The following is a 16,464-nucleotide window of genomic DNA, read 5'->3' on the forward strand; positions in this document are numbered from 1 at the left end:
GCCTGCCTCGGAGACTTTAACCGGATGTGGTGACATGGCGGACGTGGGAGTTGACGAGACGTTGCTGAAGAGTGTCGCCGAGCGTGTCGCGGGCGAGGCCGCCGAACTGGTCCACGAGGCCTGGACCGGGATGAACGGGGGCCGCGAGGTGCGGGTGGACACCAAGTCCGCCGACACCGACGTGGTGACCGCGGTGGACCACGAGTCGGAACGGCTGGTGCGCGCACGGCTGGCCGAACTCCGCCCGGACGACGCAGTGCTCGGCGAGGAGGGCGGCGGGACCGCAGGTGACGGGGTGACCTGGGTGGTCGACCCGATCGACGGAACGGTGAACTTCCTCTACGGCCTGCCGTGGTTCGCCGTGTCGGTGGCCGCGCAGGTCGGCGGGGTGTCGGTGGCGGGCGCCGTCGTCGAGCCGGTCAGCGGCCGCCGCTGGACCGCCGCGCGCGGACAGGGCGCGTTCCTCGACGGGCGACCGCTGTCGGTCAACGCCCCGGACCGGCTCGACCTGACCCTCGTCGGCACCGGATTCGCCTACAAGGTCGAACGACGCACGAAGCAGGCCCGGTTCGTCGCCGAACTGGCGACGAGGGTGCGGGACGTCCGGCGCAACGGCGCCGCCTCATTGGACCTGTGCGCGGTCGCGGCGGGCTGGCTGGACGCCTACGTCGAACACGGCCTCGGGCAGTGGGACTGGGCCGCGGGGGCGCTCATCGCCGCCGAGGCGGGAGCCCTGGTGTTGCTTCCGGGGGAAGACGCCGAGCTGGGACCGGACGCGACGTTCGCGGTGGCGCCGTCGATCGCGACGCCGTTGCGGCAGGCGCTGATCGACTCGGGTGCGGGCGCGATCTGAGCGTCAGCAGGGCGTTTCGCGGGCGGCCTTCAGCAGCGCCTGGTCGATCACCGGGGCACCACCGGCCGACTGCTCACCGCCGCCGCTGCCCTGTTGCGCCTTCGACCATTGCGTGAGCTGGTCGAGGACCTGGCGCGCCTCCGCCTTCGGGCGGACGTCGCCGAGCAGGGTGCCGGTGGTGAACGTGACCGAAGCGTCCTTGCGGTTGTCCTTGACCAATTCGGCGCACGGGACCACCAGGCTCAGCGTGCGGGCCGCGGCCGCGCCGTTCTCACCGAAGCGAATCTGGCCGCGGCATTTGGCTTCCGCGTCCTTGTAGGCCGGGTCGACGTCCGGCTCGAGCACCTGGGAGAAGCCGAGTTCCCGGAGCGTGCTGGTGACGATGCCGCCTTGGCCGCGGACCTGGGATCCGTTGAGCACCTGGACGGCGACCTTGTCCGGCGGGACCGGCGCCCGGTCGTCGAGCCCGTTGTGCGCCAGCGGCGTGTAGGTGACCCCTTGCTGCGGGACGGGCGGCGGATCGCAGCGGATCTTGGCGTCGACGTCCGAGCCGCTCGTCACGACGTTCACCCAGACGATCACCGCGCCGAGCGCCAGCACCCCGATCACGATGAGTGCGGGCAGCGGCTTGTACTTGCGGTACGGCCTCGTCCCGCGGTCCCCGATGCCGTTCCCCGACGCCACCTGCCAGTCCCTTCCCCAAAGCCCGGATCCCCGGACGGTGCTTTATCTCACCATCGTGTCCGATCAGCCTATGCGTTGCGGCGGAGGTGATCGGCGCGGGCCTCCGGATAGCACCACGCGACAGCCACTCCGGGCAAGCGGCCGGGCCCATGGGGTGAGCTTCCCGACGCAGGGGCAACCCATTCGGACGACAGGCGTCTTTCAGACAGGTTCCCCCTGTTGGGTGACGTAATCGCGGCAATGTCTGACTCGTTGCAGAGCCGGTATCGGCGTGAGCTACCCTTCGCGGGCTCAGGCGGCAGTAAGAGGCGCAAAAGAGAGACCTCGCTCACTGCCCAGCCGGGCACAAACAGGGGCGCTGGGACGTTAACCAGCGGCACGAAGGACTCACGAGCCGCGCGCTCGCGGGTCCGGGCCATCTGACATCGAAGCATCGCAGGGGTGAGGGACAAATGGCGACCGACTACGACGCTCCGCGCCGCAGCGAAGCCGACGAGCTGGCCGAAGACTCGTTGGAAGAACTCAAGGCACGGCGCAATGAAAACCAGTCCGGCGTCGTGGACGTCGACGAGGACGCGACCGCCGAGAACTTCGAACTGCCGGGCGCGGACCTCTCCGGACTTTCCGGCGAGGACCTGACCGTGAAGGTCGTGCCCAAGCAGGCCGACGAGTTCACCTGCTCCGTCTGCTTCCTGGTGCATCACCGCAGCAGGCTGGCGGAGGAGAGTGGCGGACGGCTCATCTGCCGCGACTGCGCCTGAGCCTACGGGCACAGGCGACGGCGCGACAGGGGTTTCGGGGTTCTAAACAGGAATAAGGGGGTCGGCCGCGAGGCCGGCCCCCTTTCCTTTGAAAAACACGAGCCTTGGAAAAACACGAGCCTGTGTCTAAGCCTTCGAGGCGGGCTGGCGGAGCAGCGCGGCCACCTTCTCCGGGTGCCGGGTGCTGAACAGCCAGTACGGCGTCGGGTCGTCGGGATCGGTGAGCCAGACCCGCACGACCGGGCCGACCCAGCCCCGGTGCAACACGAAGGCCGCCGGATCGGCGTCGCGGCCGAGGGCCTTCCGCTTGTCTTCCTTGCCGATGACCTCGACGTCTCCCGCGAACTTCAGCGGCAGGTGCGCGTCGCGGAGCCACAGCTCGGGCTCGGCGCCACCGGTCACCCGGACGCGGGACCGGCCGAGCGAGATCATCAGCGCGATCACCGCGGGGATCAGCACCACGTACGGCAGCCAGCCGCGGAGCCCGGGATAGCCCATGTCGATCTCCGCCGCCAGCAGCCCGCCGCCCAGCAGCGGCAACGGCCAGCCCCACCACGGGACGTAGAGCCGCTCTGAATGCTTGATGGCGCCGCCTTCGGCCGTGTTCACGCTTTCACCCACGCGTTCAGGGTAGTCTCGCCGCCCGTGTCCACCGTTCAGGTACTGCTTTCCCGGATCGATCCTTCGGTCCCCCTTCCCGCCTACGCGCGTCCCGGTGACGCCGGCGCCGACCTCGTCACCACCTCGGACCTCGTACTCGCGCCCGGTGAACGCGGCGTGGTCGGAACGGGTGTCGCGATCGCCCTGCCGCCCGGGTACGCGGGCTTCGTCCACCCTCGTTCGGGCCTCGCGGCCCGCGTCGGCCTCTCGGTCGTCAACACGCCCGGCACGATCGACTCCGGGTACCGCGGTGAGATCCGCGTCTGCCTGATCAACCATGATCTCTCCGAGAAGGTCGTGCTCACCCGCGGCGACCGGATCGCGCAGCTGGTCGTGCAACGGGTCGAACAGGCCGAGTTCGTCGAGGTCGCCGAACTCGAGTCGTCCGAGCGCGGCGAGGGAGGGTATGGCTCCACGGGCGGACACGCCACACTGGGAGCCGGAGCCAGGGAAGGAACGGAGAACTAGTGGGGATTTTCGGACGCAAGCGCGAGGCCAAGCCCAGCGGACGGCACGCCGCGCCCGAGGTCGAGGACCGCCCCGGCGACGACGGCGCCGAGGAACTCGAGCCGCAGCTGTCGGAAACCTCCGACGGTCCCTTCGACGTCGAAGACGCGCCCGAGGACGGCATCCCGAGGATCGACCTCGGCTCGGTGAAGGTGCCGGTTCCCGACGGTTCCCAGGTCCAGGTCGAGATGGACCCGGAGAGCGGCGGCGTCCGCGCGGTGCACGTCGTCACCGAACAGGGCCAGATCACCGTCAGCGGCTACGCGGCGCCGCGGTCCGGCGGCCTGTGGAAGGACGTCAGCACCGAGCTCACCGAGCAGCTGCGCGCCGACGGCGCCAAGGTCTCGGTCGGTATGGGGGAGTGGGGGCTGGAGCTGTCCGCGATCGTCGGCGACGTCGCACTGCGGTTCGTCGGGGTCGACGGCCCGCGCTGGATGCTCCGCGGAGTCATCGCCGGTCCGCAGTCGGAGGCGTCGCAGGCGCCCGCGGTGCTGCGCGAGATCGTGCGGCACACCATCGTCGACCGCGGGGACGCGCCGATGCCGGTCCGCACCCCGCTGACCATCACGCTGCCCGACGCGGTCGCGCAGCACATCGCCGAACAGCAGGGCTAGCGGGCTTTCAGCCAGGCCAGGACGGTCGCCCGGCCCAGGGATTCCCGGTCCGTGCCGAGGGCGGTGAGCGTCGACTCGCCGACCTCGGCGCGCGGCAGGGCGTCCGCCCACGCGCGGGCGACCTCCACCGGATGGATCGGGTCGTCCACACACGCGCCGATGCCCGCGGGCACGTCGAGGCCCTTGAGTTCCGCGAGCGCCGGGGCGGGATGGGACGCTGCCGTCCGCAGGCTCGCCGCCAGTCCGGCACCGTGCCGTCGCCACGCGCGGCCGAGTTCCGCCGAAAGCCACTCCGGGACGCCGTCGGACGATTTCGCCAGCGCGCCGTCGACGCCGTTTTCGGCCACCAGATCGGCTGACAGCCGCGCGGCGAGCGACGCGGGTGCTCGCCCGGCTGGGCCGTTCCAGGCCGGGAGGGCGGCCAGCAGGCCGGTGCAGCGGCCTGGATTGCGCACCGCCCACTCCGCGGAGAGATGCGCTCCGAACGAGATGCCGCCGACAAGCAGCGGGCCGTGCTCGCCGGACAGCCTGTCCAGCTCCGCGAGATAGCCATCCGCGAGCCGGTCTCCCGGCGGTGGTGGCGGGGCGAGCAACCGGATGCCGAGCGCCCGCAGCGGGCCGGAGAACACGCCGCGCACGAACACTTCGTCGGACCCGGTGCCGGGGAGTACTACTGCCGTCGTAGGCGGAATAGCGGAGGTCACGTTGCAATCTTCTCCTGAACCCGTTTCCCTGGTCTGAACGCAGTTACGCTGGATTACGCACGGGCCGTTCAAGTCGGGGGCCCCGGAGCACAGGAGCACCGTTATGTCCGCCAAAGACGGCGGCTACTTCAGCCGGTTGGTTCGCAAGCTGACCAGCGACGTCGACGATCTCGACGCCGACGACCTGTCCGAAAAATCCGAGGCCGGCGGCGCGCAGCGCGCCTGTGACTGCCGGTCGGGTCAAGAGGTGACGGTGCTCGGCAGACTCCGCAGCGTGGAGCTCTGCCCGACCAACGAGGCCGCGACACTGCAGGCCGAGCTGTTCGACGGCACGCAGGGTGTGACGCTAATCTGGCTCGGACGCCGCCGGATCCCCGGGATCGAACCCGGGCGAACCATCAAGGTGCGCGGCCGGATGGCCGAACGTGATGGTCAGAAGGTGCTGTACAACCCCTATTACGAACTTCAGAGCCCTGTGAGTTGATCCTCTATCGTGACTGAACCCGCCGGCGGCGAGCAGAAGACCGACGACAAGAAACCCCAGCCCAGCCTGCTGGAACAGATGGGCGGGCTGTCAGGACTGTTCTATTCCTCGCTGCCGGTCATCGTGTTCGTGATCGCGAACGCCATCTTCGGCCTCACGGTGGGCATCTGGGCCGCCGTCGGCAGCGCGGTGGCCATCACGGTGCTGCGCGTCGTGCGCAAGGAGCCGCTGCAACCCGCTATCTCCGGGTTCTTCGGCGTGGCGATCGCGGCGTTCATCGCCTACCGGACCGGTTCGGCCAAGGGCTTCTTCCTGTTCGGTATCTGGACGAGCCTGGTCTACTTCGGGGTCTTCGTGCTCTCCATCGTCGTGCGCTGGCCGCTCGCCGGTGTGGTGTGGAACGCGCTCAACGGCAGCGGCCACGCCTGGCGCAAGGACAAGAAGTCGCTGATCTCCTACTCGATCGCGACCGGTGCGATGGCGCTGATCTTCGGCGCCCGGTTCATCGTGCAGCGCTGGCTCTACGACGAGGACTACACCGGCTGGCTGGCCTTCGCGAAGATCGCGATGGGGTACCCGCTGTACGCGCTCGGCCTGCTCACCGTCGTCTGGGCGGTGCGGCGGTCGGAGAAGCACCTCAAGGCACAGGCCGAAGAGACCCCGCGCGAAGAGACCGACGCCGAGGTCGAGGCTCGCCTGCGCGAGAAGTACGCGCAGGCGCCCGACACGGCCTAATATCCCCGCTTTCAATATCCCAGCGCGGTCCGGATCTCCGGTTCCACATCCGAGGTCGCCACGAACAGCAGCTCGTCGCCCGGCTCCAGCGGGTCCTCCGGCTGCGGCACGATCACCCGGTCACCACGCAGGATCGTCACCAGCGCCGCGTCCCGCGGCAGGTTGATCTCGCTGACCGCCTTGCCCGCCAGCGGGGTCTCCTCCGGGAGGGTGAGTTCGACCAGGTTCGCCTGGCTCTGCCGGAACGTCATCAGCCGCACCAGATCGCCGACGCTCACCGCTTCCTCGACCATCGCCGCGAGCATCCGCGGGGTCGACACGGCGACATCGACGCCCCAGGCGTCGTTGAACAGCCATTCGTTGGCCGGGTTGTTCACCCGCGCCACCACCCGGCGCACCGCGAACTCGGTCTTCGCCAGCAGCGACACCACCAGGTTCGCCTTGTCGTCGCCGGTCGCGGCGATCACGACGTCGCACTCCTCGATGCCGGACTCCTCGAGGATCGACACCTCGCAGGCGTCGCCAAGCACCCAGTCCGCCTGCTCGACGGTGTGCGGCTCGAACTGGTCGGCCTCGCGCTCGATGAGCATCACCTGGTGGCGCCCGTCGATCAGCTCCGCGGCGATCGACCGGCCCACCGCGCCCGCCCCGGCAATCGCGACCCGCATCAGTTCTCCTCTTCCGGTTCGCGAGCGGCGACCGTGGTCACGTCGCTGACAGTGCCCGATTTCGCGGCGACGTAGACGACGTCGTCGGCCTGGATCACGGCCTTGGTGTCGGGCAGCACCGCGGTGCCGAACCGCATGATGAACGCGACCCGCGCGCCGGTGGTGTCCTGCAGGTCGCGCACGCTGTGCCCGACCCACCCCTCATGCAGCGGGAGTTGCAGGAGCGCCACGCTGCCGGAAGGGTCGCGCCACTCCGAGGCGACGCCGTCGGGAAGCAGGGTGCGCAGGAACCGGTCGGTCGTCCACGGCACGGTCGCCACGGTCGGGATGCCGAGCCGTTCGTAGACCGCCGCGCGCTTGTGGTCGTAGATCCTGGCGACGACCTTGTCGATGCCGAAGTTCTCCCTGGCCACCCGCGCCGAGATGATGTTGGAGTTGTCGCCGCTGGACACCGCCGCGAAAGCACCCGCGCGTTCGATCCCGGCCTCGATCAGCACCTGGCGGTCGAATCCGACGCCGACCACCTGCTGACCGTGGAAATCAGTGCCGAGCCGCCGGAACGCCTGCTGGGTCTTGTCGATGATGGCGACGTCGTGCCCGAGCCGCTCCAGCGCCGCGGCCAGGGATGCGCCGACTCGGCCGCATCCCATGATCACCACGTGCACGCACTGCCTCCTTAGTTCGCGGACGTTTCACCCGTCCGCAGGTACCCAGACACACCAGCGCCGAACCTACCGTGCACACCGTTAGCTAGTCTTCTGCGGTGTCGAAGTTCCCGACCGTATTGAAGCGGCTCGTCCTCGGACGTCCATTCCGGAGTGACCGCCTCTCGCATACGCTCCTGCCGAAGCGCATCGCGCTGCCGATTTTCGCGTCCGACGCGTTGTCGAGCGTCGCCTACGCGCCTGAGGAAATCTTTCTGACGCTCAGCGTCGCCGGCCTGTCCGCGTACGCGTTCGCGCCCTGGATCGGGGTCGCCGTCGCGGTCGTCATGCTGGTCGTCGTCGCGTCCTACCGGCAGAACGTGCACGCCTATCCCAGCGGCGGCGGTGACTACGAAGTCGCCAACACCAACCTCGGCGGCAAATTCGGGCTTACCGTGGCCAGCGCGCTGCTGGTCGATTACGTGCTCACGGTGGCGGTGTCGACGTCGTCCGGGGTGGCGAACATCGGCTCGGCGGTGCCGTGGGTGGCACAGCACAAGGTGATCGCCGCGGTCGTCATCGTGGTCGTGCTGACCGCGCTGAATCTGCGCGGAGTTCGCGAATCGGGCAAAACCTTCGCGATCCCGACCTACGGGTTCATCATCGGCATCCTCGGCATGGTGATCTGGGGCCTGATCGAGGCCGCCTCCGGCGCCGACATGCGGGCCGAGAGCGCCAATTTCGAGTTGCACGAAGAAGCCTCTCTGACCGGTTTCGCGTTCTTCTTCCTGCTGCTACGGACCTTCTCCTCCGGCGCGGCGGCGCTGACCGGGGTCGAGGCGATCAGCAACGGCGTCCCGGCGTTCCAGAAGCCGAAATCGAAGAACGCGGCGACCACCTTGCTGATGATGGGTGTGCTCGCGGTGACGATGCTGGTGGGCATCATCACGCTGGCGATCATCACCGACGTCAAATTCGCCGAGCACCCCGCGACGCAGCTCACCGGCGCCCCGGCCGGCTACGAGCAGAAGACGATCGTCGCGCAGATCGCGGCGGCGGTGTTCGCCGACTTCACGCCGGCGTTCTACTACATCTCCTTCGCCACCGGCATCATCCTGCTGCTGGCCGCGAACACCGCGTTCAACGGTTTCCCGGTGCTCGGCTCGATCCTCGCGCAGGACCGCTACCTGCCGCGTCAGCTGCACACCCGCGGTGACCGGCTGGCGTTCTCCAACGGCATCCTGTTCCTCTCGGCGTTCGCGCTGGTGCTGATCATCGCGTTCGACGCCGAGGTCACGAAGCTCATCCAGCTCTACATCGTCGGGGTGTTCGTCTCCTTCACGATCAGCCAGGCGGGCATGATCCGGCATTGGAACCGCCTGCTGGCCAGAGAGACCGACCCGGCGGTGCGGCGGCGGATGCGGCGTTCGCAGACGGTCAACGCCGTCGGTCTCACGATGACCGGCACCGTGCTGATCATCGTGCTGATCACGAAGTTCCTGCTCGGCGCCTGGATCGCGATCGCGGCGATGGTGGCGATCTACATCCTGATGACCGCGATCCGGAAGCACTACGACCGGGTCGCCGAGGAATTGCGCGAAATGGACCGGAAGCCGGTCGTTCTGCCTTCGCGCAACCACGCGATCGTGCTGATTTCGAAACTGCACCTGCCGACCCTGCGCGCGCTTTCCTACGCCAAGGCCGTGCGGCCCGATGTGCTCGAAGCCGTCACCGTGAACGTCGATGACATGGAGACGCGCAAACTCGTCCAGGAATGGGACGACCACAACTTCAAGGTGCCGCTGAAGGTGATCGAATCGCCGTATCGCGAGATCACGAAACCCGTGCTGGACTACGTGAAGCGTGTCCGCGGCGACAATCCGCGCAACGTGGTCACCGTGTTCATCCCGGAGTACGTCGTCGGGCACTGGTGGGAGCAGGTGCTGCACAATCAGAGCGCGCTGCGGCTCAAGGGACGCCTGCTTTTCCAGCCCGGCGTCATGGTGACCAGTGTGCCGTGGCAGCTCGAATCGTCGGAAAAGGCGATCAAACGCGACCGGAAGGCGCGCCCCGCGGCCGGTGACGTCCGGCGCGGATTCTCTCCCGTGGTCAAGCAGACCGAAAAGACGAAGGACAAGGAAAAATCAGAATGAGTGTGGACGCGTCGACCGGTACGTGGCTCGGACGGACGATCGAGCTGGAGGTCGGCGCGGTCGCGCACGGCGGGCACTGCGTCGCGCGGGCGGAGGGGCGGGTCGTGTTCGTGCGGCACGCGCTGCCCGGCGAACGCGTCCTGGCCTCGGTCACCGAGGACAAGGGCGGCTCGTTCTGCCGTGCCGACGCGATCGAGATCCTGGAGGCGTCACCGGAACGGGTGGAGCCGCCGTGCCCGCTCGCGGCGCCGGGGGAGTGCGGCGGCTGCGACTGGCAGCACGCCACACCAGGGCACCAGCGTGAACTCAAGGCCGCCGTGGTTATGGAGCAGCTGAAGAGGATGGCCGGGATCGAGCGCGAGGTCGTCGTCGAAGCGCTCGACGGTGGCCCACTGGACTGGCGTAGCCGCGTCCGGCTCGTCGCGGGCAAGGACGGCCGCGCGGGTTTCCGGGCACACCACAGTCACCGCGTGATCCCGATCGACGACTGCCCGATCACCGTCCCCGGCGCGCTCGACGACGTCGTGTCGCGGAACTGGCGGCCCGGCAGCGAAATCGAGGTCACCAAGGACGGCGAGGGGCACGTGCACCTCCGCGACCTGTCGACGGTCCACGGTAAGACCAAGTCCCGGCAGCTGGCGGGCGGGCTCGCCGTCCAGCACGCGGCGGGCCGCGACTGGCGCCTGGACGCCCACGGCTTCTGGCAGGTCCACCCGGCCGCCGCGGACACCCTGGCCGCCGTCGTCGCCGAATGGGCCGAAGCCCCGCGCGACGGCGTGGCCTGGGACCTGTACGCGGGTGTCGGCCTCTTCGCCTCGGTGCTCGCTTCGCAGGTCGGCCCGGGCGGGCGGGTCTTGGCCATCGAATCCGGCCGCCGAGCCGTGTCGGACGGTGAGGAGAACCTGGCCGACCTCCCCCAGGTCCGCTGGCGCTCCGGCCGCGTCGAGCACCTGCTGGCCGATGCCCCCAAACCCGTCGACGTCGTCGTCCTCGACCCGCCGCGCAAGGGTGCGGGCAAGGCCGTCGTCGAATCGATCGTCGAAGGTGCTCCCGACCGGATCGTCTACGTGGCGTGCGATCCGGCGGCACTGGCCCGGGACATCGCGCTGTTCGCGGAGCACGGGTATGGGCTCAGCGACCTGCGTGCTTTCGACGCTTTCCCGATGACGCACCACGTCGAATGCGTTGCGTTGTTGCAATAACGGAGAATTTGTAGACCGTCGGAATGGATGAGCTTCTTTCGGCTTGTCCGGGTGCTGGGCGCTCGCTAACTTGAGTCTCGTTGTTTCCGGAAAACGGAAAGCGGGAACTCCCCATGCGAATCATGAATTATCTGACTTCGGTCTGTGGTGATTGCGATGGCAAAGGCTGTGCCGGTTGCGACGGCCACGGCACGATCACCATCGTGGAGGACTGACCGAGTGCTCCCGTCAATGCTCCCTCCCGGAGTCACCGCACAGGAAATCAGTTACCGGAATGGCCGGAAGCAGGTCATCTACACGGCGCCGTACCCCTCTGAAGGTCCGGTTCTCGTGCAGGATCTGCTGGGGCGGCAGGCGTGGATGTTCATGTATGCCCACTTCGTCTTCACCTGGGCCGAAGGCGCGGTCCAGGTGCAGGTCAGTCACGGCACGTTGAGCGGGCCGAAGATGCCGCTGTGGCAAGGGATTAGTATCCCCGGCTACTGGTCGGGACCCGCGCTGGCGGAGTTCGGGCAGGCGTGGGCGCTGGAGCAGATGTCCGGCAGGCGGGGCACTCCGGCCATCATCACCGATTGATTCCGAGGACCGGCAGGCAGTCTTGAACGGCGACGAGTTCGACGTCGTCGCGCCGCCGCGTGGCCCACTGCTCGCGGGTCAGCCTCCGCCGTTCGGCACGTAACCCAGAGCTTGGGAGACGCGATTCGAGGCGTGATTGTCGAAGAAGGCATCGCTGCCTGCTTCACGGGCTCCGAACCCGTCGAAAGCGAGATGCAGCACCGCCTGCCGCATTTCCTTGCCCAAGCCGCTGCCCCGCAGGTCCGGGTCGACTTGGCGCGCATCACATATTCGGGGCTGAGGCTCCTGCCGTGGTCGTGAGTGGCGTCGCCAGGGAGACCGCACCCGGCACAAGCCGAGCGGGGAAGATTCAGTCGCCGGGAAGTGTCCCCTGTGGACAGTGAAAGACTCCCTGCCTTGACGCTGGCGAAGAAGACCTTCACAGCAGAGACCCGGACACGACACCTTTGCCTTACCCCTCAATAGAACACGAATCGCCACTCACGACCCCGTGACCGAAGCGGCCTGGACGCGGGCAGCCTGAGGAGCCCGTCGCCGGTGTGGCTGGCGGGCTCCTCGGGTGGTGCGGGGTCAGGCGGGGGCGCGGTGGAGGATGTTGCGCCGGGGACTTCGTAGCGGGTCCAGATACTGCGGCGGAATGAATTCAGGTAGCCCGTCTCCCGCCATCCGGACTTGCCAGTCGTCGTGGTGGATCAGCCGGTGGTGGAAACCGCACAGCAGGACCAGATTCCGGAGATCGGTCAGCCCGCCGTCTGCCCAGTGATGAATGTGGTGGGCGTGGCAGTGTTTCGGGGCCCGGTGACAGCCGGGGAACGCGCATCCCCGGTCCCGGATGTTCAACGCCCGCCGCTGTCCGGGGGTGACGAATCGTTTGAGCCGTCCGACATCCAGGGGTTCACCGGCGGCGCTGAGCACGGCGGGGATCATGAGGCAGTCGCAGGCCATCATCCGGGCGTCGCGGGCGGTGATCTCGCCGACGAAGTCCAGGCAGGCTTTCCCGACCCCGGATCTCAACGCGTCGAGGCCGATGGTGACGTGCACCATCGTCCGGTAGCCGGATGTGCCGGGCTGGTCGGGGCAGGCGATCGCGAGGTCCACCAGGTCGGCCCAGGCGTCGCCTCGGCGTTGCGGCAAGGTCCTGCGGTCGGCCTGGCCGAACTCGTCGACCGGGCGCCGGGCAGCGTGGGCGTCGAGGACGGCGGCGGTGCGGGCACCGGTCTCCGGGTCGAGCAGGCCGGAGAACTTCCAGAACCCGTCCTTGCGGCGCTCGATGAACATCTCCCGGCGGGGCTGGGCGGGTTCGGGGTCTTTCGGTTCGTTCCCGTCGGGGTCCAGATGCGCGAGCAGGTCGGCACCGGCGTCGATGATTTCCTTGGGACCGCTGTCACGGGCCAGAGTGGCGAGGATCTTGTCCGCACCCTCGACTTTCTCTCGTGGTACATCGGACGGGATCTTCCGGAGTATTTCCAGGATCAGGTCGATGTGCTGCTCCCCGATCGCCCCTTCGGCGGCCGCGGTACCGGTCGCGGGCGCGAATGCCGGAACCTCGGCGCCACCCACTCCTGAGGTGGGGTTCAACGCCATCGCCCGGTCCACGAATTTTCCCGCGTCTCCCCGGGAAATCCTCGCGACGTCCGCGAACCACAGCTTCGCGTTGCCATAGCCGAAAAGGTCGTCCGCGCCACGAGACTCGATCTCCGCCAAATACTTTCCCAGACCGGCGGAGGCCACCCTCATCACCTGCAACAGATGCGTCACGCCATGGGCAAGCTCCAGCTTGCCGGCGCGCCACAAATCTTGCGGCAGTTCAGGAAGGAAGGTCTCGGACACCCCTTCACAATACCGGAATCTGCCGAACAAATGTTCGTAATTTTAAGCAACAATGGTATTTGCGCGTTTACCACTGAAGGGTGAATTGGTGCGCCAGGTGTTGTGACCCGGTGCGACTGCCCTTCGCAAGTAGTCGACTACTTGCGAAGGTTTCGCCGATCTCCATCGTCGTGACGTGCGTGACTGGAGGGACGACACGCCTGCGATCGGATTCCGCGGCGCGTCGTCCGGCTAGACACGCGCGTCGTTCGTCCAGTCACGCGAAACCACCGCCTGCCCTTCGCAAGTAGTCGACTACTTGCGAAGGGCAGGGCGAAAGTCAGGAGCGCGCATCCTCCTTCAGCATGTCCGCGCATCGTTCACCGATCGCCATCGTCGTGATGCACGGGTTCACCGCGACCAGGAACGGCATCGCCGAACCATCGGCGACCCGCAGGCCCTCGACCCCGCGCACCCGCAGCCGCGCGTCCAGTACGGCCGACGGGTCCCCGTCTCCGCCCATTTTCGCGGTGCACGAGGGGTGATAGACGGTGTTGTGCGTCTTGCGCAGGTATTCGGCGATCTCGTCGTCGGTCTTGACGTCCTTGCCGGGCGCCAGTTCCTTGCCTGCCCATTCGTCGAGGGCGGGTTGTTCGGCGATCTTGCGTGCCAGTTTGATGCCGTAGGTCATCACGCGCATGTCGTGCGGATCGCTGAAGTACCGTGGGTCCACCTTCGGCTTGTCCCGGTAGTCACGGCTGCGCAACCGCACGGTGCCGGTCGAACGGGATCGTGTGACGTTCGGCGTCAGGCAGAAACCGTTCTCGGTCGTCGGGTAGCCCTGTCGCAGGGTGTTCATGTCGAACGGCACGGAGCCATAGTGGAACATCAGGTCCGGTCGGTCGAGGCCTTCTTCGGTGGTGGTGAAGATGCCGATTTCCCACCATTGCGTGGATTCCGTCACCATCGGCTGGAGCGCGTCCCACTGGATGACGCCTTCCGGGTGATCCTGAAGGTTCTCGCCGACGCCGGGGGAGTCCACCAAGACCTCCACGCCGACCTCCCGCAAATGCGCGGCGGGGCCGATGCCCGACAGCATCAGGAGTTTCGGGGTGTCGATGGCGCCGGAGGACAGGATGACCTCGCGCCGCGCCCGCAAAGAAACACCGTGGATCAGGTCGTCGGCCAGGTATTCCGCGCCGGTGCAGCGTTTGCCGTCGAACAGCAGGCGGCGGACGCGGGCACCGGTGATGATCTCCAGGTTCGGCCGCTTCCCGATGATCGGGTGCAGATAGGAGACCGACGCCGACGATCGCGTGCCGTCCTCGCGTGCGTTGATCTGGAACCAGTTCGCGCCGTGTGTCACGGTCTTGCCGGAGTTGAACTCCGTCCGGGGGATGCCCGCCTGCTCGCAGGCTTGCAGCAGCGCGACGCCGGTCGGGTCGTTCGGCGGCACCGAGCGGATGGTCACCGGACCCGAGCGGCCGTGGTGGTCGCCGGGGCCGTCGTTGGTCTCAAGACGTTTGTACAGCGGGAAAATGTCCTTGGCCGACCAACCGGGCAGGCCGAGTGACGACCATTCGTCGAGGTCTTCCGCCGGCGCCCAGAACGCGATGCACGAGTTGTGCGACGAGCAACCGCCGAGCACTCGCGCGCGGGCGTGGCGCAGGAAGGAGTTGCCGGACTCCTGCGGTTCGACCAGGTAGTCCCAGTCGTACCCGGATTCGAGCAGCCCCATCCACTTCGTCAGTTCCAGTACCGCCGGGTCGTCCACATCGGACGGTCCGGCTTCCAGGAGCGCCACGGTGACGTCCGGGTCCTCCGAGAGTCTCGCCGCGACCACCGAACCCGCCGTCCCGCCGCCGACGACGATGTAGTCGAACTCTCCGGTCACTGTGCTGCCTCCTCGGGATGTGCTTCCGCGGCGTGATCGGCGAGGATGCCGCTCTTGTGCCGCAGGACGAACCAGTAATACGCGAAACCGATGATCGCCACCGCCCCGACGAACAGCACGGCCCCCCATTCGAGGTACCAGTGGTAGGGCTCGGTCGCGTTGTAGACCTCGCGCCGCGGCCACGCCAGGTTCACCACGATCGCGCCGCCCCAGAGCACACCGATGATGTTGACCGGCAGGCCCAGTTTGCCGAGCGAGAAGTACTTGGTGCCCTCGGCCTTGGGCGGCGGCCACTGGCCGCGGAAACGCTTGACCAGCATCGGGATGGTGACCAGCAGGTACGCCAGGTAGATCATGATGATGCCGATGCTGGTGATCACCGTGAAGATCTGCGGCTGGCCGACGTTGACCACCAGGATCAGCACCGCGATGACACCGGAGACGATCGCAGGAATCACCGGCGTCTTCGTCTTCGGCGACACCCGTGCCAGGTGCTTCCCGGCGGGCAGGTTGTTGTCCCGGCCCATCGCGAACATCATCCGGATCGACGCCGACTGCACGGCCAGGTTGCAGACCGTGATGGCGATGACGACGGCCAGCAGGAAGATCGTGCCGATCGTGCTGCCGAGGACATCGAGGACGATGAACTGGAGTCCGCCCGTGGCGATCTCCGGGTTGTTGATGTCGCCGACGGCCATCAGCGCCAGGATCAGGATCAGCCCGCCGATGATGAACGACGCGATCAGCGCGCGCAGGATCGCCTTGGGCGCGTTCTTGCGCGGGTCGTGCGATTCCTCACCGAGCGAACTGGCCGTGTCGAAGCCGTACATGACATAGGTCGACGCGAGCGAGGCGACCAGGAAGGCCCCGAAATAGCCCCAGGGCTGGTCGGCGCCGGTGTTGTTGGTCTGCATCACGACGTCGGGGCCGCGGGTGATGTTCACCGCGAGCGCGATGATCAGCAGGACCGCGGCGACCAGTTCGATGAACACGCCGGCGCTGTTGATCCGGGCCATCAGCTTGACGCCCCACGCGTTCACCAGCGTGGTGAACAGGATCAGGATGGTGCCGAGGATGACCGCGTTCACCGCGCTGTCGCCGGAGAACGAGAAGAACGACGAGATCTGGGGGAGCGTGATCTGATACGCCAGCGCGACCGCGGCGATGCTGACGATCGACGCGGTCAGCATCATCCACCCGGCCATCCAGGCGACATGCGGGCTGCCGAGCCGTTTCGACCAGTTGTAGATCGATCCGGCGACCGGATAGTGCGCGGCCAGCTCGGCGAACGACAACGCCACCATCAGCTGCCCGACGAACACCATCGGCCATGACCACCAATAGGCGGGCCCGCCGAAGCTGAAGCCGAAGTAGAACAGCTGGAAGGTCCCGGTCAGGATCGAGATGTAGCTGATCCCGGCGGCGAAGGTGTGGAAATTGCCGAGCGTTCTTTCGAGTTCCTGTTTGTAGCCGAAACCGGCGAGGCCGTCGTCGGAAGGATTACTCATCGGCACTT

18 protein-coding genes are annotated in these 16,464 nt (G+C 67.5%); 9 read left to right on the plus strand and 9 right to left on the minus strand.

What is annotated here, in order from left to right; translation table 11 throughout:
* Positions 1–34: 34 nt before the first annotated feature.
* Positions 35–853: an inositol monophosphatase family protein gene (locus tag ACLARN_RS21545; RefSeq protein ID WP_409493240.1), complete on the plus strand. Its 819-nt coding sequence runs from the start codon at positions 35–37 to the stop codon at positions 851–853.
* A gap of 3 nt (positions 854–856) precedes the next feature.
* On the opposite strand, the gene cei is transcribed toward ACLARN_RS21545, so the two are convergent.
* Complete coding sequence (cei, locus tag ACLARN_RS21550) at positions 857–1,537, minus strand: envelope integrity protein Cei (protein ID WP_409493241.1); 681 nt, start codon at positions 1,535–1,537, stop codon at positions 857–859.
* A gap of 452 nt (positions 1,538–1,989) precedes the next feature.
* On the opposite strand from cei, the gene ACLARN_RS21555 reads away from it, so the two are divergent.
* Positions 1,990–2,298, plus strand: coding sequence for a DUF4193 domain-containing protein (locus ACLARN_RS21555; RefSeq protein WP_005164528.1), 309 nt, complete (start codon positions 1,990–1,992; stop codon positions 2,296–2,298).
* Between the two features lie 126 nt (positions 2,299–2,424).
* On the opposite strand, the gene ACLARN_RS21560 is transcribed toward ACLARN_RS21555, so the two are convergent.
* Positions 2,425–2,919 (minus strand): DUF3093 domain-containing protein, encoded by a 495-nt coding sequence (locus ACLARN_RS21560; RefSeq protein ID WP_409493242.1) that lies wholly within the window; start codon positions 2,917–2,919, stop codon positions 2,425–2,427.
* Between the two features lie 24 nt (positions 2,920–2,943).
* Here ACLARN_RS21560 and dut point away from each other — a divergent pair, with 24 nt between their 5' ends.
* The gene (gene dut / locus ACLARN_RS21565) at positions 2,944–3,426 is read left to right on the plus strand and encodes a dUTP diphosphatase (RefSeq protein WP_026467910.1); all 483 of its coding nucleotides are present in this window, start codon (positions 2,944–2,946) and stop codon (positions 3,424–3,426) included.
* Complete coding sequence (locus ACLARN_RS21570; protein ID WP_409493243.1) at positions 3,426–4,079, plus strand: DUF3710 domain-containing protein; 654 nt, start codon at positions 3,426–3,428, stop codon at positions 4,077–4,079. The genes dut and ACLARN_RS21570 overlap by 1 nt, the downstream gene beginning before the upstream one ends.
* On the opposite strand, the gene ACLARN_RS21575 is transcribed toward ACLARN_RS21570, so the two are convergent.
* A complete protein-coding gene (locus ACLARN_RS21575; protein ID WP_409493244.1) occupies positions 4,076–4,783 on the minus strand; it encodes an alpha/beta fold hydrolase in 708 nt (235 codons plus the stop codon). The two genes, ACLARN_RS21570 and ACLARN_RS21575, sit on opposite strands and share 4 nt — an antisense overlap.
* Before the next feature lie 103 nt (positions 4,784–4,886).
* Between ACLARN_RS21575 and ACLARN_RS21580 the strand changes: the two genes are divergently transcribed.
* Entirely contained in the window at positions 4,887–5,267 is a 381-nt protein-coding gene (locus ACLARN_RS21580) for an OB-fold nucleic acid binding domain-containing protein (RefSeq protein ID WP_409493245.1), read from the plus strand.
* A gap of 9 nt (positions 5,268–5,276) precedes the next feature.
* Positions 5,277–6,002 (plus strand): DUF3159 domain-containing protein, encoded by a 726-nt coding sequence (locus ACLARN_RS21585; RefSeq protein ID WP_409493246.1) that lies wholly within the window; start codon positions 5,277–5,279, stop codon positions 6,000–6,002.
* A gap of 11 nt (positions 6,003–6,013) precedes the next feature.
* Here ACLARN_RS21585 and ACLARN_RS21590 read toward each other — a convergent pair whose 3' ends face one another.
* Both ACLARN_RS21590 and ACLARN_RS21595 read right to left on the minus strand, forming a co-directional pair.
* A complete protein-coding gene (locus ACLARN_RS21590) occupies positions 6,014–6,670 on the minus strand; it encodes a potassium channel family protein (protein WP_016332961.1) in 657 nt (218 codons plus the stop codon).
* Positions 6,670–7,335 carry a potassium channel family protein gene (locus ACLARN_RS21595; protein ID WP_409493247.1) on the minus strand — a complete coding sequence of 222 codons (666 nt, stop codon included), beginning with the start codon at positions 7,333–7,335 and terminating at the stop codon, positions 6,670–6,672. Before ACLARN_RS21595 ends, ACLARN_RS21590 begins: the two co-directional genes overlap by 1 nt.
* Positions 7,336–7,433: 98 nt before the next feature.
* On the opposite strand from ACLARN_RS21595, the gene ACLARN_RS21600 reads away from it, so the two are divergent.
* The 3 genes from ACLARN_RS21600 to ACLARN_RS21610 all read left to right on the plus strand — a co-directional run bounded on the left by ACLARN_RS21600 (position 7,434) and on the right by ACLARN_RS21610 (position 11,245).
* A complete protein-coding gene (locus ACLARN_RS21600; RefSeq protein WP_409493248.1) occupies positions 7,434–9,467 on the plus strand; it encodes an APC family permease in 2,034 nt (677 codons plus the stop codon).
* The gene (locus tag ACLARN_RS21605; protein WP_409493249.1) at positions 9,464–10,669 is read left to right on the plus strand and encodes a class I SAM-dependent RNA methyltransferase; all 1,206 of its coding nucleotides are present in this window, start codon (positions 9,464–9,466) and stop codon (positions 10,667–10,669) included. Before ACLARN_RS21600 ends, ACLARN_RS21605 begins: the two co-directional genes overlap by 4 nt.
* Positions 10,670–10,999: 330 nt before the next feature.
* Complete coding sequence (locus tag ACLARN_RS21610; protein ID WP_409493250.1) at positions 11,000–11,245, plus strand: hypothetical protein; 246 nt, start codon at positions 11,000–11,002, stop codon at positions 11,243–11,245.
* A 78-nt stretch (positions 11,246–11,323) separates the two neighbouring features.
* Here the strand turns inward: ACLARN_RS21610 and ACLARN_RS21615 are convergent, their stop codons facing one another.
* From ACLARN_RS21615 to ACLARN_RS21630, 4 genes are all read right to left on the minus strand, one after another.
* On the minus strand, positions 11,324–11,470 hold the full coding sequence (locus ACLARN_RS21615) for a hypothetical protein (protein WP_409493251.1): 147 nt from the start codon (positions 11,468–11,470) through the stop codon (positions 11,324–11,326).
* A gap of 345 nt (positions 11,471–11,815) precedes the next feature.
* Positions 11,816–13,075, minus strand: a complete 1,260-nt coding sequence (locus ACLARN_RS21620) for a DUF222 domain-containing protein (protein WP_409493252.1) — start codon at positions 13,073–13,075, stop codon at positions 11,816–11,818.
* Between the two features lie 319 nt (positions 13,076–13,394).
* Positions 13,395–14,948 carry a GMC family oxidoreductase gene (locus ACLARN_RS21625; RefSeq protein WP_409493253.1) on the minus strand — a complete coding sequence of 518 codons (1,554 nt, stop codon included), beginning with the start codon at positions 14,946–14,948 and terminating at the stop codon, positions 13,395–13,397.
* Complete coding sequence (locus ACLARN_RS21630) at positions 14,945–16,456, minus strand: APC family permease (RefSeq protein ID WP_409493254.1); 1,512 nt, start codon at positions 16,454–16,456, stop codon at positions 14,945–14,947. The genes ACLARN_RS21625 and ACLARN_RS21630 overlap by 4 nt, the downstream gene beginning before the upstream one ends.
* Between the last annotated feature and the right edge of the window lie 8 nt (positions 16,457–16,464).

The sequence above is a fragment of the Amycolatopsis sp. cmx-11-12 genome (assembly GCF_046269425.1).
GTDB lineage: Bacteria > Actinomycetota > Actinomycetes > Mycobacteriales > Pseudonocardiaceae > Amycolatopsis.

What these genes read in the sequence shown, in the direction of transcription:
- ACLARN_RS21545 (WP_409493240.1), top strand. Translation starts at nt 35, where the DNA reads ATGGCGGACGTGGGAGTTGACGAGACGTTGCTGAAGAGTGTCGCCGAG.
- ACLARN_RS21555 (WP_005164528.1), top strand. Translation starts at nt 1,990, where the DNA reads ATGGCGACCGACTACGACGCTCCGCGCCGCAGCGAAGCCGACGAGCTG.
- ACLARN_RS21580 (WP_409493245.1), top strand. Translation starts at nt 4,887, where the DNA reads ATGTCCGCCAAAGACGGCGGCTACTTCAGCCGGTTGGTTCGCAAGCTG.
- ACLARN_RS21590 (WP_016332961.1), bottom strand. Translation starts at nt 6,670, where the DNA reads ATGCGGGTCGCGATTGCCGGGGCGGGCGCGGTGGGCCGGTCGATCGCC.
- ACLARN_RS21605 (WP_409493249.1), top strand. Translation starts at nt 9,464, where the DNA reads ATGAGTGTGGACGCGTCGACCGGTACGTGGCTCGGACGGACGATCGAG.
- ACLARN_RS21630 (WP_409493254.1), bottom strand. Translation starts at nt 16,456, where the DNA reads ATGAGTAATCCTTCCGACGACGGCCTCGCCGGTTTCGGCTACAAACAG.